14 protein-coding genes and 1 other RNA gene are annotated in these 15,884 nt (G+C 64.3%); 6 read left to right on the top strand and 9 right to left on the bottom strand.

Annotated elements, in window-relative coordinates; genetic code table 11:
- Window positions 1-98: 98 nt before the first annotated feature.
- Both H0W40_RS01510 and H0W40_RS01505 read right to left on the bottom strand, forming a co-directional pair.
- Window positions 99-977 (bottom strand): phosphate ABC transporter ATP-binding protein, encoded by an 879-nt coding sequence (locus H0W40_RS01510; RefSeq protein WP_292442335.1) that lies wholly within the window; start codon window positions 975-977, stop codon window positions 99-101.
- Window positions 904-1,674, bottom strand: a complete 771-nt coding sequence (locus H0W40_RS01505; RefSeq protein ID WP_292442333.1) for an ABC transporter permease — start codon at window positions 1,672-1,674, stop codon at window positions 904-906. Before H0W40_RS01505 ends, H0W40_RS01510 begins: the two co-directional genes overlap by 74 nt.
- A gap of 234 nt (window positions 1,675-1,908) precedes the next feature.
- On the opposite strand from H0W40_RS01505, the gene H0W40_RS01500 reads away from it, so the two are divergent.
- Window positions 1,909-3,015, top strand: a complete 1,107-nt coding sequence (locus H0W40_RS01500) for a substrate-binding domain-containing protein (protein ID WP_292442330.1) — start codon at window positions 1,909-1,911, stop codon at window positions 3,013-3,015.
- A gap of 5 nt (window positions 3,016-3,020) precedes the next feature.
- Here the strand turns inward: H0W40_RS01500 and H0W40_RS01495 are convergent, their stop codons facing one another.
- The 7 genes from H0W40_RS01495 to ompA form a co-directional block, all read right to left on the bottom strand.
- A complete protein-coding gene (locus H0W40_RS01495) occupies window positions 3,021-3,497 on the bottom strand; it encodes a hypothetical protein (protein ID WP_292442328.1) in 477 nt (158 codons plus the stop codon).
- 920 nt (window positions 3,498-4,417) lie between these two features.
- Window positions 4,418-4,996, bottom strand: coding sequence for a hypothetical protein (locus H0W40_RS01490; protein ID WP_292442325.1), 579 nt, complete (start codon window positions 4,994-4,996; stop codon window positions 4,418-4,420).
- A gap of 101 nt (window positions 4,997-5,097) precedes the next feature.
- Entirely contained in the window at window positions 5,098-6,393 is a 1,296-nt protein-coding gene (locus H0W40_RS01485) for an integrase arm-type DNA-binding domain-containing protein (RefSeq protein WP_292442322.1), read from the bottom strand.
- A gap of 185 nt (window positions 6,394-6,578) precedes the next feature.
- Window positions 6,579-6,939: a transfer-messenger RNA gene (ssrA, locus tag H0W40_RS01480) on the bottom strand.
- An 83-nt stretch (window positions 6,940-7,022) separates the two neighbouring features.
- A complete protein-coding gene (gene gph, locus H0W40_RS01475) occupies window positions 7,023-7,718 on the bottom strand; it encodes a phosphoglycolate phosphatase (RefSeq protein ID WP_292442319.1) in 696 nt (231 codons plus the stop codon).
- The gene (ubiG, locus tag H0W40_RS01470) at window positions 7,715-8,413 is read right to left on the bottom strand and encodes a bifunctional 2-polyprenyl-6-hydroxyphenol methylase/3-demethylubiquinol 3-O-methyltransferase UbiG (RefSeq protein ID WP_292442316.1); all 699 of its coding nucleotides are present in this window, start codon (window positions 8,411-8,413) and stop codon (window positions 7,715-7,717) included. Before ubiG ends, gph begins: the two co-directional genes overlap by 4 nt.
- A gap of 119 nt (window positions 8,414-8,532) precedes the next feature.
- Window positions 8,533-9,201 (bottom strand): outer membrane protein OmpA, encoded by a 669-nt coding sequence (ompA, locus tag H0W40_RS01465; protein ID WP_292442313.1) that lies wholly within the window; start codon window positions 9,199-9,201, stop codon window positions 8,533-8,535.
- A 294-nt stretch (window positions 9,202-9,495) separates the two neighbouring features.
- Between ompA and gyrA the strand changes: the two genes are divergently transcribed.
- Genes gyrA through H0W40_RS01440 form a run of 5 tightly spaced genes read left to right on the top strand, consistent with a single transcriptional unit; the run spans window position 9,496 to window position 15,869 of the window.
- Window positions 9,496-12,129, top strand: coding sequence for a DNA gyrase subunit A (gene gyrA / locus H0W40_RS01460; RefSeq protein WP_292442310.1), 2,634 nt, complete (start codon window positions 9,496-9,498; stop codon window positions 12,127-12,129).
- Complete coding sequence (locus H0W40_RS01455) at window positions 12,126-12,731, top strand: hypothetical protein (RefSeq protein ID WP_292442307.1); 606 nt, start codon at window positions 12,126-12,128, stop codon at window positions 12,729-12,731. Before gyrA ends, H0W40_RS01455 begins: the two co-directional genes overlap by 4 nt.
- Window positions 12,731-13,849, top strand: coding sequence for a 3-phosphoserine/phosphohydroxythreonine transaminase (gene serC, locus H0W40_RS01450; protein ID WP_292442304.1), 1,119 nt, complete (start codon window positions 12,731-12,733; stop codon window positions 13,847-13,849). The genes H0W40_RS01455 and serC overlap by 1 nt, the downstream gene beginning before the upstream one ends.
- On the top strand, window positions 13,842-14,966 hold the full coding sequence (pheA, locus tag H0W40_RS01445; RefSeq protein ID WP_292442301.1) for a prephenate dehydratase: 1,125 nt from the start codon (window positions 13,842-13,844) through the stop codon (window positions 14,964-14,966). The genes serC and pheA overlap by 8 nt, the downstream gene beginning before the upstream one ends.
- Before the next feature lie 18 nt (window positions 14,967-14,984).
- Window positions 14,985-15,869, top strand: a complete 885-nt coding sequence (locus H0W40_RS01440) for a prephenate dehydrogenase/arogenate dehydrogenase family protein (protein ID WP_292442296.1) — start codon at window positions 14,985-14,987, stop codon at window positions 15,867-15,869.
- Window positions 15,870-15,884: the final 15 nt, after the last annotated feature.

Below are 15,884 nucleotides of genomic sequence, written 5' to 3'. Positions count from 1 at the left end.
GCGGCGCAGCGCGGCATGCCGTACGGCGGAGACCGGCGAGCAAAAAACGTGGAGCACTCACCGGTCGGGTTCGCGGCTCCATCTAACTTCGAAGCCGCTCACCACGGCAGTTCGCCCTTGAGGAACAAACGAGCTTCCGGCGGCACCTCGCCGTCGAAGAACTGCGCCGCGGAAAGATCGGCCAGCACGCGGCCATGCTCGAGGTAGATAACGCGCCCCGCCAGACGCTTGACCTGGCCGAGGTTGTGAGAGGCGATGAGGAGCGTCATGCCATGCGCGGCAAACTCTGCAAGCAGGGCCTCCACCTCCCGCCTGGCACTCGGATCGAGACTCGCAGTCGGCTCGTCGACCAGCAGCACGTCGGGCTGCAGCGCCCAAGCGCGTGCCAGCGCGAGGCGCTGTTGTTGCCCGCCCGACAGCGCGCGGGCGGGACGCCGCGCCTCGGACACGAGGCCGACCCGGTGCAGGGCCTCGGCACATCGCGCGCGCCCATTCGCGCCGCGCACGCCCGCCAGCCACAGACCCAAGCGCACGTTGCCCTGAACCGAAAGGCGCAACAGGAAGGGACGCTGGAACAGCATTGCGAACCGAACCGCGCGACGGGGCTCGGCGGCGCCCAGGATCACGCTCCGCGGCGCAGCGGCCGCTCTGCCCGCGATCCCAGCGCTCGCCTGTCCCGCTGACTCCCGGAGCCGGACGCCGCCGGCCGACACCGCCCCTTCCCGACGAAGTCCGACATTGGGCTTCAACAGCCCATGCAAGACACGCAGCAAGGTGCTCTTGCCCGAACCGTTCGCGCCGACAAGGGCGACGCATTCGCCGGCGGCAATGCTCAGATCGATGCTGCGCAAGGCCACATGGGCGCCATAACTCAGGCCAACGCCTTCCAGTGTGATCAGGGGCTCAGCCACGCGCTGCTCCCACCGCCACTGCCCCGGGTGGCATTGCGCCCGGAGCGGCGCCTTCTGCTTGCCCATGCACCCGCGCGGACCAGCCGCGCAGCACCGCGATCAGTACGTTCAGCAGCAGCACCACACCGAGCAGCACCATGCCCAGCGCGAGCGCCAGAGGGAGGTCGCCCTTGCTGGTTTCCAGGGCGATGGCGGTCGTCATTACCCGGGTGTGACCGTCGATGTTGCCGCCGACGATCATCACTGCGCCCACTTCGGCTATGGCCCGGCCGAAAGCGGCCAGCAGCACCGTCAAGAGCGCCATCCGTTCGTCCCACAGCAACAGCGCGCCGCTCATCCAGCGCCCTGCCCCGAGGGAGCGCAGCTGCTCGCCATTGAGCTGCCAGCTCGACTCGACAGCCTCGCGCGTCAGCGCGGTGACGATCGGCAAGACGAGCACGGTCTGAGCGATCACCATCGCGGTCGGGGTGAAGAGCAACCCCCAGGCACCGAGCGGTCCGGAGCGCGACAGCAACAAGTAGATCACCAGCCCCACGACCACGGCCGGCAGAGCCAGCGAGGTGTTCAACAACACCAGCAGGGCGCGTCGGCCGGGAAAGCGCGCTACGGCCAAGGCGGCACCTCCGGCCAAGCCGATGCCAGCGGCCAGCAAGCAGGCAGTGCCGCTCACGCCGAGCGACAGCGCCACGACCTCCCACAATCGCGCCTCGGCCTGCACGATCAGGACAACCGCGGTATGCAGGCTTTCGACAAAAGTGTTCATGTGACGTTCGGACCTGAAGCTCAGCGCCGGTACGGCACACTGCAACGCCTGCGATGCTAGGGACGGTTCTCCGCGGTGGCGATATGAACGACGATGCATAGCGAACATTCCCGAGCCCCGAAAGACACCGAAGGCGACGCCAGCGAACCTTTCGAGCCACAGCACACGCAAAAAGGCGATGCCTCCGTATCGGGCGCTGCGCAGGGCGGGGGCGCATCGGCGCGTGCCTTTCCCATGCCCGACGCGGTTTTGCGACTGCCGCAACGCGTGGAACTCACATACACCTTGGGCACCGAGCGCCCGCTCGGCGCGGTGCACCACCCGTTGTTCGCCCTGATCGACGCGCTGCACCGGCACGGCTCGGTCCAGTCGGCGGCCGGAGCCTTGGGCCTGTCCTATCGCCACGTCTGGGGTGAGCTGCGGCGGTGGGAGGCTCAGCTAGGCCGCTCATTGATCGTCTGGAAGAAGGGTCAGCCGGCGGCACTCACGCCGTTCGGCGAAAAGCTGCTCTGGGCCGAGCGGCGTGCGCAGGCCCGCTTGGCGCCGCAGATCGAAGCCTTGCGCATGGAGTTGGAGCGGGCACTCGCCGACGCATTCGACGACCGCATCGACGTGCTCTCCCTCTGCGCCAGCCACGACCATTCCTTGCCGCTGCTGCGCGAGCTCGCGTTGGCCGAACAACTGCACATCGATCTGGAGTTCGCCGGCAGCTTGGAGGCGCTGCGAGCGCTCGACGCGGGGCGCGCGCAATTGGCGGGCTTTCATGTGCTCGATGGCGCGGCGCGCGGCTCGGTCAGTGCACGCGCCTACAGGGCACGGCTCAAGCCGGGCCGCCACAAGCTGATCGGCTATGCACAGCGCGTGCAGGGATTGATGCTCCCACGTGGCAATCCGCACGGCGTCAGGTCGCTGCACGACATGGCGCGCCGTGAATTGCGGTGGGTCGGCCGCGCGGAATCTACCGGCACGCAAGTTCTGCTGAACGAGTTGCTCGAGCAGGCCGGCCTCGCCTCGCCGCTGAGTTTTGCGCTACTGGAACCCTCGCATGTGGCCGCCGCTCAGGCTGTGGCCAGCGGCGCGGCCGATGGCGCATTCGGCCTGCAGGCTGCAGCCCACGCCAGCGGACTCGACTTCATTGCGCTCGCGCGGGAGCGCTATTTCCTCGTCACCTTGAAAAGTACGCTAAACCAGCGTGCGATCAAACGCTTGGTCGCCTTGCTCGGCTCACCGGCGTGGGCACGAACGCTGAACGAGCTGCCGGGCTACCAAGCCACCGAACCCGGCGCTGTGCTGGCACTCACCAAGGTCTTGCCTTGGTGGACTTACCGCGGCGCCCGCTGAGTTCCTCAGCGCTCGTTTTCTCGGCCCGAAGGAGTCTGTGCGTCGAGTCCGCGAGAAGGTGATTCGGGCATCTGGCGCTCATCGTCCCGATGTTCAATGAGCTCCTCGATGAGCAGCCGTCCGTACTTCTGAGCCCGCTCAGCGTTGAAAGGCCGGACCACATCTGCGACGCGGCGGGCCTGATCGTCCGCCGAGGCCTTGACCACCAGCCAGTGAAAGCCCTTCTCGGCCAGCGCGCGATGCGCCTTTACCAAGTTCATTTCCTGACCGATGGACGCGAGCACGCTCGCATTCGCCATGTCCTCGTCGATCTGGGTGAGCATTTCCTGCGGCGTGTAACGCACAACGTCGCTGCCCCCAAAACCGGCTTTGGCGAGCGCATCGGCAGCGCCTTTCATGTCCTTCTCTTCGGGGAAGGAAACCACAACATTACCCACGGGCTTGAAGACGCCGAACGCTTCGGGATGATCACTCTTCTTCATCGGGGCTCCTATGCTTTCGTTTGACGATTGGTTAGCGACAGCACGACGGACAGCCGCGCAGAACGATCAAGAAAACTGCTGTTTCCTGCATGCCGCAGGCAACACAACCCGCCGCCTCTGCACCAAGCATCAGGCACCTGCAACCGGTCGACGGTGCGCTGACACACTGCATCAACCGGCTACAGCCCTGCAAGCGTGGGGCCGAGCCGGGCTCACACTAGCAGCGGGTCTCCCGCGAGTCACTCACCCGCGGGGCGACCAGCGGCCTCACGACGGCGGCCCTGGTCGCGAGAGTGCCCTGCCGTTACCCGCGGTCCGCGCGTGGCGCCCGTGCTCCATCAGTCCCGGTCGGCTTGTCACCAGTTCGGCGATCCAAGTCCCGCGCACCCGGTGCGTTTCGGACGTTGGTGTTCTGGTCTCGATCGACATCGATCGCACCTTTGGCGTTGCGACCGGCATCCACATCCACTCCCGGCACTCCACGGTTCATCTCTTCCTGGGACGTTGTCGTGCCTGTGGTCGAGCCGGCACTGCCTCGCTCCGTAGCGGTTTGGGAAAGTGCGGGCGCACAAACACTGGCGATTGCCAGCGCGGACAAGATTGATAGCGCTCTCATGATTTCTCCTCGGGTTTCCTAGAAGTCCATCGGACGATTTCGCGAGCCGTCGAACACGAACATCGCAACCGGCTGCAGCAAGCTACGTACCCGGTCATGGATAGGACTGATGCTGGCCGTCCTTCCGACCGTCATGGCGATGACGGGTTCCGGAAGACCGCGATCTACGCGCGCATGAAGGCCGGCACGTCCGCCCATGCGGTTCGCCTAAGTGGCCGCGGCTCGCGCTGGCGCGCTGGCCAGGTGCGCGAGTGGCTGCGTCGAGCCGGACAGGCCGCATGAGTTACGCCCGCAGCGATGCCGTTTACAAGCTTCCTATCCCGGCGACCGACATGCCGGGCCTTGGGGTTCTGCGCCGGCTAATCGCCTCCTCAATATCAGCCGGACTAAGCTGACTCCCGTCAATGAACTCTTTTGCGTAGAGAACTGCTTCATGCGCAAGCAGCAAACAGGCGCATTGATGCTGCTGAACCTGCGCGTAAGTGAACCCGTGTTCGTTGTAGTCGCTGTCTCGGAGCAGCCCTAACGCGAAGAACTCGGTTTCAACGAACCACAGTCCGTAAGCGGCCAGTAGTTCAACGGATGAGCACGAAGCGGGCACATCATCTGGAATTTTTGCCCCGTTGTCGTCCGTGTAGCTTCCGTCGTTACTTGCGATCCAGCCATGGTCAAACGTCCATCCACTGAGGAGCGACCCCTGCAGTGAATTCATGGGGTCACGCAGTGAGAACGCCACTTCATCTTCATCGGGCCACTCCACAAGAATGAAGTGAAGCTGTGAGCCTATCGCGTTGTACACACGAGATACGAATGATCCTTCGGCGATGTACTGCTTGAGCTGCTTCCCAACCCTCCGCCGCTGCAGTTCGTGATTGAGTTCCAAATGCGCCCCTCGCGCAACGCCTGAAAGGATCGCCGCGCCGGCCCGCCAAGGTTGCGGATTTTCGGGGATCAGCCTAGGCGCGGCGAAAACGAATCAGCCCGTCATGCGGCCTTGTTCGGAAACGCCAGCACGTCCGCGCCATCGCGCAGCTTGTCGAGATAGTCGGCCCATGTCTGCATCATTGCGCGGCGCTGCTCCACGAACTCGGTTCGGTTGTACGCACGCCCGAGACTATCGCGCACCGCATGCGCCAGTTGCGCCTCGATCACTGCCTCGTCAACGCCCAGCCGCTCGGCCAGCATCGTGCGGGCCATAGCCCGGAAACCGTGGCCTGTCATCTCGTCCTTCGGGAAACCCATGCGCCGCAGCGCCGACAGGATCGCGTTGTCGCTCATGCAGCGCTCGCCTGTGCGCAGGCTGGGGAACACGAAACGCCCATGCCCGGTGAGCGGCTGCAAGTCGCGCAGCACCGCAACGGCTTGCGTGGACAGCGGCACGACATGCGCCGACCCGCTCACCTTGCCCTGCCGCGTGCGCTTCATGCGCTCGCTCGGGATGCTCCACAGGCCGGCGTCTAGATCGAACTCCGCCCACTCCGCCTTACGAATCTCGCCGGGCCGCTGGAACACCAGCGCCGCCAGTTGCAGCGCCGCGCGCGTGACGGGCTGGCCCCGGTAGTCGGCCATCGCGCGCAGCAGCTCGCCGGCCCGCTCGGGTTCGATGATCGCGGCATGGTGGCGGGTCTCGATCGGCCGCAGCGCGTCGCGCAGGTCGCCCGAGGGATCGCGCTCACAGCGGCCGGTTGCAACGCCGTAGCGAAACACCTGCCCGCAGGCTTGCTTGATGCGGTGCGCGGTTTCGATCGCGCCGCGCGCTTCCACCCGGCGCAGGCAAGCCAGCAGGTCGGGCGCCTTGATGCCGGCCAGCGGCACCGCCCCGAGCCAGGGAAAAACATCCTGCTCCAAGCGGATGCGCGTGCGCTCGGCGTGCCCGGCGCTCACCTTGGAGCCATGCACGGTATCGATCCATTCGCGCGCCACCGCCTCAAAGCTATCGAGCGGCAGCAACCCATCATCCTCGCGCACCTTCGCTTCCGCAGCGGCCTGCTGCACCGACTTCGCCGCCTTGCGAATGTCGCTCGGGTCGGTGCCCTCGCTCACCAGCTTGCGCGCCTCGTCGGCCTTTTTGCGCGCCAGCCTCAGGCCGGTATCGGGATAGGTGCCCAGGCTCAGTGTTTTGCGCTTGCCGCCGAAGCCGTAATCCAGCCGCCAGCCGTGGGCGCCACCTTTGACGAACAACAGCAGATACAACCCGTCGCCATCGCTCAGACGCTTGCGCGCGTCGCCCGGCTTGATGCTGCGGATCGTTGTGTCGCCTGGAATCAGATGCCGTCCCATGGGAGCGCCCTTCCGATGCAGCAACTTTTCGGATGCAGTACCCGTTTGAGGCAGTTACTGCGTAAGTTACTGTAGCACCGGCCGGTTACTGCGGACTTCGGCGGTCCACGGCGAACAAAAAAAGGCGCCAAGTCGTTGATTTACTTGGCGCCTTAGTCTTTGGTGAACTTCGTAGAACAGTAACTTGGTGGAGCCGGGGGGAATCGAACCCCCGTCCGCAAGCCATTCCCGGGCAGATCTACACGCTTAGCTCTCTGATTTGAGTCTTACGCTACCGTCGCGCAGGAGCACGCTACGGACAGCGCCAGTCACTAGATCTCGTTCAGCGCTGCGTGACGCAGCTCAGAACCAGCCGATGTGCATGACCTCTCAGCCCTTGCGGGCCCGGCCCATCGGCCTGCCGTTGAGAGGCTCACCGGTGTTAAGCGGCGAGGGCGAAACGTTCTTCGTTCGCAGTTGGTTTGTTTTCAGCTGGATTTACGAGCTCACTGATGCTCGGCGTGCCCCACTCCGAGTCCGTACCCACGTCGAAACCAGGTCGGCCCCTAATGCATTGTAGGTGGGGTAGCCGCTCGGCGCTTCAAGCCCCTTGCGTCGTGGCGCTTGCCATCTCCCGGCGCCGGCCGGTTTCAAACAGTGCGCAGCAGCGGTGGCAAAGCGCCTGGCGTCGCGATCACTGCGTCCGGTTCCCATGCTTCCAGATCAGGGGTTCCGCCGAGATAACCATAGGCGGCGGCAATACACGGCATGCCTGCAGCGCGGGCAGCCTGCATGTCTCGCAGATCGTCGCCCACATACACTGTCTGATGCGGTGCAACGCCAAGCCGCCGACAGGCCTCGAGCAGCGGCGCCGGATGAGGCTTGGCGTATGCGGTGGTGTCGCCGGCGATCACCACGGCAGCATGCGCCGCCAGCCCCAGCCCGGCCACCACGGGAGTCGTGAAACGTTCGGCCTTGTTGGTGACGATGCCCCAACGCAACCCCTGCGTTCGGAGCGCGGCAAGACACTCCGTGATGCCGTCGAACAAGCGGGAATCGCGGTCGAGTGCCGAGGCGTATTCGGCAAGGAATTCGTCACGCAGCAGATCGTAGCCCGGCGTTTCAGGCGTCACTTCGAAGCCAACGCCAAGCATGCCGCGCGCGCCCGAAGACGCAACCGGGCGCAGCAGTTCGAGCGGCAACGCCGCCATGCCGCGCCTTTCGCGCATGCGGTTCACGGCGCCCCCCAAGTCCGGCGCAGTGTCAGCAAGCGTGCCGTCAAGATCGAACAGCACAGCCTGAACCTCGAAGCGCGCCTTCGTAAGCATCTTCATGGCGTCTTTCATGTTTTGCGACAGGCGAGGAGGTAGTTCACGCGGGTGTCCTCGCTCAGTGCATAGCGGCGTGTTAGCGGGTTGTAGGTCATGCCCCGTGTGGCCACGATCTCCAGCCTGACGTTCCGGCACCAGCGGGCCAGTTCGCTGGGCCGTATGAACCTCGCGTACTCGTGGGTCCCTCGAGGCAGCAATCGAAGCAGGTACTCGGCGCCGACGATCGCGAACAGGAAAGACATTGGATTGCGGTTGAGTGTCGAAAAGAACACCCACCCGCCCGGCTTGGCCAGTGCTGCACAGGCATGCACGATCGATACAGGATCGGGCACATGTTCGAGCATTTCCATGCAAGTGACGACATCAAAGCTACCGGGCTGCTCTTCGGCCAAACCTTCGGCCGATATTTCGCGGTACTCGGGCGCAACCGATCCTGCTTCCAAAGCGTGCAGCTGCGCGACCTTCAAAGCCTTTGTCGAAAGATCGATACCCAGCACGTGGGCACCTCGCCGTGCCATCGCTTCACTCAGAATTCCGCCGCCGCAGCCGACGTCGAGTGCGCGCTGTTCTCGTAGCGATACCAGTCCGTTGATCCATTCGAGCCGCAGCGGATTGATCTGATGCAGTGGTCGAAACTCGCTCTCCGGGTCCCACCACCGGTGGGCGAGCTCGCTGAATTTGGCAAGTTCCTGAGGATCGGCATTGGTCATGCCATAGATGTTAGCGGCAACGAAACAGCCCGACCCGTTTTGGGTTGCACGGCGACTTCCCAACGCTTTGAAAAAAGAAAACCCCGCCGCAGCGGGGTTGTCGAGACAGCAGTTGCTGCTTATCGAGTGCGCGTACCGACCACTTCGATTTCAACCCGACGATTCTTGGCTCGGCCTTCGGCGGTCTTGTTGTCGGCCACAGGCTGCTTCTCGCCCTTGCCTTCAACGTAAATCCGATTCTGCTCGACACCCTTGGACTGGATGTAAGCCTTGACCGCATTGGCACGGCGCAACGAGAGACGCTGGTTATAAGCATCGGAGCCGATGGAGTCGGTGTGACCCACGGCGATGACCACCTCGAGGTTCATTCCACCCATCTTGCTGACCAAGTCGTCGATCTTCTCACGACCCGCCGGCTTGAGAACGGCCTTGTCGAAGTCGAAGAAGGTGTCGGCAGCGAATGTCACCTTTTCGCTAACCGGCGCCGGAACAACGATCGGAGCGGGAGCAGGGGGCGGTGGCGCGACAGGAGCCGGGGCCGGTGCAGCCACCGGAGCAGGCGGCGGAGCAGGCGGCGGCGGTGCGCCATCGCAACGCGGGTCGGCAGTCGCTGGGGACCAAGAATTGTCGCGCCAGCACAGCTCGCTGGTGCCGTTCTTCCAGACATTACCTTCGACGTTTTTCCAGTTGTCGCTCGTGCCGGAAGCCGAACCGCCAGGCGCCGTGGACGCACAACCGGCGAGGGCAGCGACGGCGAAGAGCACCGCCACCTTGTTTAATTTATTCATGATTCTCCTCTCAGGATGGGCCGCAGCAACAGCTGCACGTGTCCATAAACAAATAACGAACGGATGCCGGCTATTACCGGCTTCTGCACGCTTTAGAACTGACAAATCATTGTGCCATACGACATCTAAGGGACAAGTCTTTGCCTGTCGCCTGTGTGAGGAGGCGAACGGTTGTTGCGCCAGGGCGACAGCCCTGGCACACATAGAATCAGGCCTTCCCCGCCCATCACAGCAGCGCGCGTGCCTGCGCGCTGCGTCGTCTGCGGATCCTTACCGCCGACCAGTGCCCCACGCATGAGCCAATTCGCCAAGGAAACCCTGCCGATCAGCCTCGAAGAGGAGATGCGGCGCTCCTACCTCGACTACGCAATGAGCGTGATCGTCGGCCGCGCCCTCCCAGACGCGCGCGACGGTCTCAAGCCAGTCCACCGGCGCGTGCTGTTTGCAATGCACGAACTGAACAACGACTGGAACCGCGCCTACAAGAAAAGCGCTCGCATCGTCGGTGACGTGATCGGCAAATACCATCCGCACGGCGACACGGCGGTCTACGACACCATCGTGCGGATGGCGCAAGATTTCTCGCTGCGTCACATGCTGGTCGACGGACAAGGCAATTTCGGATCGGTCGACGGGGACAACGCCGCCGCGATGCGCTACACCGAAATCCGTCTGTCGAAGATTGCCCACGAAATGTTGGCCGATCTGGACAAAGGAACGGTGGACTTCGGGCCGAACTACGACGGCTCGGAAAAAGAGCCGCTGGTGCTGCCAACACGGCTTCCCAATCTGCTGGTCAACGGATCGTCAGGTATCGCTGTCGGGATGGCGACCAATATTCCGCCGCACAACTTGAACGAGGTGGTCGACGCCTGCCTGCACTTATTGAGAAACCCCGACGCTTCCATCGACGAGTTGATGGAAATCATTCCGGCGCCCGACTTCCCGACCGCCGGCATCGTCTACGGCCTGGTCGGCGTGCGCGAGGGTTATCGCACCGGGCGCGGCAAGGTGGTGATGCGCGCCAAGTGCCACTTCGAAGACATCGATCGCGGCCAACGCCAGGCCATCATCGTCGATGAAATCCCGTATCAGGTAAACAAGAAGACGCTGCTCGAGCGCATGGCCGAGCTCGTTCACGAGAAGAAGCTCGAAGGCATCAGCCATATCCAGGACGAATCCGACAAGTCCGGCATGCGCGTCGTCATCGAACTCAAGCGCGGTGAAGTGCCCGAGGTGGTGCTCAACAACCTGTACAAGCAGACCCAGCTGCAGGACAGCTTCGGCGTCAACATGGTTGCGCTGATCGACGGCCAGCCCAAGCTGTGCAATTTGCGCGAACTGGTCGCTATCTTCCTCGAGCACCGCCGCGAAGTCGTCACACGGCGCACGGTGTTCGAGCTGCGCAAGGCGCGCGAACGGGGCCACGTGCTCGAAGGTCTGGCGGTGGCGCTGGCCAACATCGACCGCTTCATCGAAATCATCAAGAATTCGCCGACACCGCCCCTGGCGAGGCAGGGGCTGATGGCACACAACTGGGAATCGTCATTGGTGCGGGAGATGCTCGCGCGTGCCGAGGTCGATACCCCCGGCGGTCGGGAAGCTTACCGGCCCGATGGTTTGCCCGCCAGCTACGGCATGCAGCCCGACGGCTTGTACCGCCTGTCGGATGACCAGGCCGGCGAGATCCTGCAGATGCGCCTGCAGCGCCTGACGGGCCTCGAGCAGGACAAGATCATCGGCGAGTACAAGGAGGTGATGGCGCAGATCGCCGATCTGCTGGACATTCTCTCCAAACCCGAGCGTGTGACCGTCATCATTGGCGAGGAACTGATCGCGCTGAAGCAGGAGTTCGGCCAGACCAAGCTGGGCGCACGGCGCAGCCGCATCGAACACAACGTGCAGGAACTCGGTACCGAGGACCTGATCACGCCGACCGACATGGTGGTGACGCTCAGCCACACCGGCTACGTGAAAAGCCAGCCGCTCGCAGAGTACCGGGCTCAGCGCCGCGGCGGTCGCGGCAAGCAGGCCACGCAGACCAAGGAAGACGACTGGATCGACCAGCTCTTCATTGCCAACACCCACGACTGGATGCTGTGCTTCAGCGACCGCGGCCGGGTTTACTGGCTCAAGGTCTGGGAAGTGCCGCAAGGCTCGCGCAATGCGCGCGGCAAGCCCATCGTCAACATGTTTCCGCTGCAGGCCGGCGAAAAAATCACTGTCGTGCTGCCGCTGACCGGCGAATTCCGCAGTTTTCCGGCCGATCACTTCATCTTCATGGGCACGGCGCTCGGCACGGTGAAGAAGACCGCGTTGGACGAGTTCAACAACCCGCGCAAGGCCGGCATCATCGCCGTCGACCTCGATCCGGGCGACCACCTCATCGGTGCAGCACTGACCGACGGCGGCCACGACGTGATGCTGTTCTCCGATGGCGGCAAGGCGGTGCGCTTCAACGAAAACGATGTCCGCCCCATGGGCCGCAACGCGCGCGGCGTGCGCGGCATGATGATGGAGGAAGGCCAGAACGTGATCGCGATGCTGGTCGCAGAAGACGAAAGCCAGAGCGTGCTCACCGCAACGGAAAACGGCTACGGCAAGCGCACCTCGATCACCGAGTACACACGGCATGGCCGTGGCACCAAAGGCATGATCGCGATCCAGCAGACCGAGCGCAACGGCAAGGTCGTCGCGGCCACGTTGGTCCGGCCGGCAGACGAGATCATGCTCATCACCGACCGCGGTGTGCTGGTGCGCACGCGGGTCAGCGAGATCCGTGAACTCGGCCGCGCCACCCAGGGCGTCACCTTGATCGCCCTGGACGCCGACTCGCAGCTCAGCGGACTGCAGCGCATCGTCGAGAACGACGCTGCCGATGCGGAAACCGACACAACGACCGGCGACCCCGGGGAGGAGATTCAATGAAGCTCAAGACGATCATGCTGGCCGCGTCGATTGCCCTAGCCAGCCCCGTACTCGCTCAGGCTCCTGCTGCGGCGCCCGCTTCCGCTCCTGCGGCAAGCAAGGCGAAGAAGGAACTGGTCGCGAAGGTGCTGCAGCTGCAACGCCCCGGTATCGAAGGCGCGGCGCGCGTGCTTGCAGAACAGCCCGCCGCTCAGATGATGCAACGCGCCGCACTGGTCATTCAGAGCAATCTGCCGGCGGACAGGCGTGAGGCGGTCGCCAAGGAAATTCAGGCCGATGCGAAGAAGTACGCCGAGGAGGCCGTGCCCATCCTGGCAAAACGCGCTGTCGAACTCGCGCCGGCGACGATCGGCCCGGTCCTCGAGGCGAATTTCAGCGAAGCGGAGCTCGTCCAACTGATTGGACTCCTCGAGTCGCCGGTCAACCGCAAGTTCCAGTCGCTCGGAGCTGAAATGCAGCGTGCCCTCTCCGACAAGCTCGTCGCGGACTCGCGGGGCACCATCGAGCCGAAGCTGCGCGCCTTGGAGCAGTCGATGGCGCAACGCCTGAACGTTCAGCCCCCCTCCGGCGCCGGTGGCGCAGGCAGTGCTCCGGCGAGGTGATGGCCGAGCGACCCTACAACTTCTCGGCCGGACCGGCCACCCTCCCACCGTCGGTGCTCGAGCGCGCTGCGGCCGAGATGCTGGACTGGCGCTGCGCCGATGGTCGATCCAGCGGCATCGGTGTCATGGAGATGAGCCACAGGGGCCGCGAGTTCGGCGAGATCTTCGCGAGCGCCGAGCACCAGCTGCGTGCCTTGCTTGCCGTTCCTCCGCACTTCAAGATTCTGTTCATGCAGGGCGGTGCAATCGCCGAGAACTCGATTGTGCCGCTCAACCTGTCGCGCGGCGGCGTGACCGACCATGTCGTCACGGGCCAGTGGTCGCTCAAGACGCATCAGGAGGCGCTGCGCTACGGTGAGGCGCGCGTCGTCGCCAGCAACGTGCAACCGGGTGAAGCGAACCACACGCGGCTGCCCAATCCGGCCGGCTGGCAGCTCAGCGCCCGCGCGAACTACGTGCACGTGTGCAGCAACGAGACGATCAACGGCATCGAGTTTCACGAGTTGCCCGACTTGCACGCGCTCGGCTGCGATGCGCCGCTGGTGATCGACTGCTCTTCGCACCTGGCCTCGCGACCGATCGACTGGTCGAGAGTCGGCCTGGCTTACGGCGGCGCGCAAAAGAATATCGGCCCGGCCGGGTTGACGCTGGTTTTTGTGCGCGAGGACCTGCTCGGTCACGCGCTGCGAGTTTGCCCCGCTGCGTTCAATTACTCGGTGGTTGCGGCACATGACTCGATGTACAACACGCCGCCGACGTGGGCCATCTACGTTGCCGGCCTCGTCTTCGAGTGGATGACTGATCAGGGTGGCGTGGCGGAGCTGGAGCGGCGCAATATCGAGAAAGCCTCGCTTCTTTACGACGCCATCGACCGCTCGGGTTTTTACGTCAACCGAGTCGAGCCTTCGGCTCGTTCGCGCATGAACGTGCCCTTCTTTATGCCCGACAGTTCGCTCGATCCGGTTTTCCTTGCGGGCGCCGAGACGCAAGGTCTGTTGCAGCTCAAAGGGCATAAAAGCGTCGGTGGTCTGCGAGCGTCGCTGTACAACGCGATGCCGCTCGAAGGGGTGCAGGCGCTGGTGGGCTACATGCGAGAATTTGCGGCACGCCATGCCTGACTCCGACGACGCGCCGCCACATGCTCCCGGTGATCCGGCCCTGGCCGGACTGCGCGAGCAGATCGATTTGGTCGACCGTGACCTGCTGACTCTGTTGAACCGCCGCGCCGCATTGGCGCTGCAGGTCGGCGGCATCAAGAAGCGAGAGGGCTCGGTGGTGTTCCGGCCCGAACGCGAGGCGCAAGTGATCGATGGGCTCAAGCTTCGCAATGGTGGTCCTTTGCAAACCGACAGCGTGGCGCCGATCTGGCGCGAGATCATGTCGGCCTGCCGGGCTCTGGAAATTCCCACTCGCGTCGCCTATCTCGGCCCCGCCGGCACGTTCAGCGAACTCGCAGCTTTAGGCTATTTCGGCTCCTCGATCGTGCAGGTGCCCTGTGCGAGCATCGACGAGGTGTTCCGCAGCACCACCGCAGGCGCCGCCGACTTCGGCGTGGTTCCAGTCGAGAATTCCACTGAAGGCGTGGTCGCACGCTCGCTAGACCTGTTCCTGACGACGCCGCTCTTCATCGTGGGCGAGACGAGCCTGTTCGTTCGCCACAACCTGCTGCGCCGGGACAACGCCGTCTCCGGCATCAAGGCCGTGTGCGCACATCCGCAGGCGCTCGCTCAGTGCCATGGATGGCTTAGCTATCACCTGCCCGATGTGGAACGCCGGCCGGTGGCGAGCAACGCCGAAGGCGCGCGGCTGGCTTCGCTGGACCCGAAACTGGCGGCTGTGGCGAGCGAACGTGCCGCCAGCGAGTACGGCTTGCATATCGTGGCGCCCGCGATCCAGGACGACCCGCACAACCGCACCCGCTTCGTTATCGTCAGCCACCCCGAACGCAACCCGCAGCCGCAGTCCTCGGGCCACGACTGCACCAGCCTGGTCGTTTCGGTCACCAACCGGCCGGGCGCGGTGCACGACATGCTGGTGCCGCTGAAGGAACACGGCGTGTCGATGACGCGCTTCGAGTCGCGCCCGGCGCGCAGCGCCGATCAGTGGGAGTACTACTTCTACATCGACCTCAAGGGCCATCCAGAGCAGCCGGCATTGGCTGCGGCCCTGGGCGAATTGCGCGCGGCTTGCTCGTTCTTCAAGCTGTTGGGCACCTACCCGCTGGACGTTCACTGATCGCGAGCGCTGCTGCCCATGTTCAATCAACTCGGGGTGATCGGCTGCGGCCTGATGGGCGGCTCGTTCGCGCTCGCACTCAAGCGTGCCGGGTTGGTCAAGCGGGTGGTCGGCTACAGCAAGTCGCCATCGACCACCGAGCGAGCGAAGAAGCTCGGTGTGATCGACACTGCCGCTGAATCGGCGTTGCTGGCTGTCTCGGGCTCCGACCTGGTGCTGCTGGCAGTGCCGGTCGCTGCGACGGAAGCCACCCTCAAGGCCGTGCGCCACCTGGTCGAGCCCGATGTTCTCTTCATGGATGTCGGCAGCACCAAGCGCGATGTCGTCGATGCCGCCCGGCGCGTGCTCAAAGACAAGGTCGGCTGCTTCGTGCCGGCGCACCCCATTGCCGGCAAGGAAGTGGCCGGCATCGAGAACGCCGATGCGCAGCTCTATGCGGGCCGCCAGGTCATCCTTACGCCGTTGGTGCAGACCGATCCTGTACTGCTGCAAAAGGCGACCGATGTCTGGGCAGCGATCGGCTGCCAGGTGCTGAAGATGAGCGCTGAAAACCACGACGCGGCGTTTGCCGCCGTGAGCCACCTGCCGCACCTGCTGGCCTTCGCCTATTTTTCGTCGGTGGCCAAGCAGCCCGCGGGGCGCGACTTCCTGTCGCTGGCCGGCCCGGGCTTTCGCGACTTCACCCGCATCGCCGCGGGCGACCCGGTAATGTGGCGCGACGTGCTGATCAGCAACCGCGAAGAAGTTCTCAAGCAATCACAGCGCTTCCGCCACACGCTCGACGCGCTCGAGCACGTGATGAAGCTCGGCAACCACGAGGCGCTCGAAGACTTGATCCGCAGCGCCTCCGACATGCGCGCCGGCTGGCAGATGAGCAACCCTAAGCCGGGCGGCACGCGCTGAAGGCGCGACCGCGGT

It is taken from the genome of Methylibium sp., from assembly GCF_013817345.1.
In the GTDB taxonomy this organism is placed as follows: Bacteria; Pseudomonadota; Gammaproteobacteria; order Burkholderiales; family Burkholderiaceae_C; genus Methylibium.
This window is presented reverse-complemented; position numbering and strand designations above follow the sequence as displayed.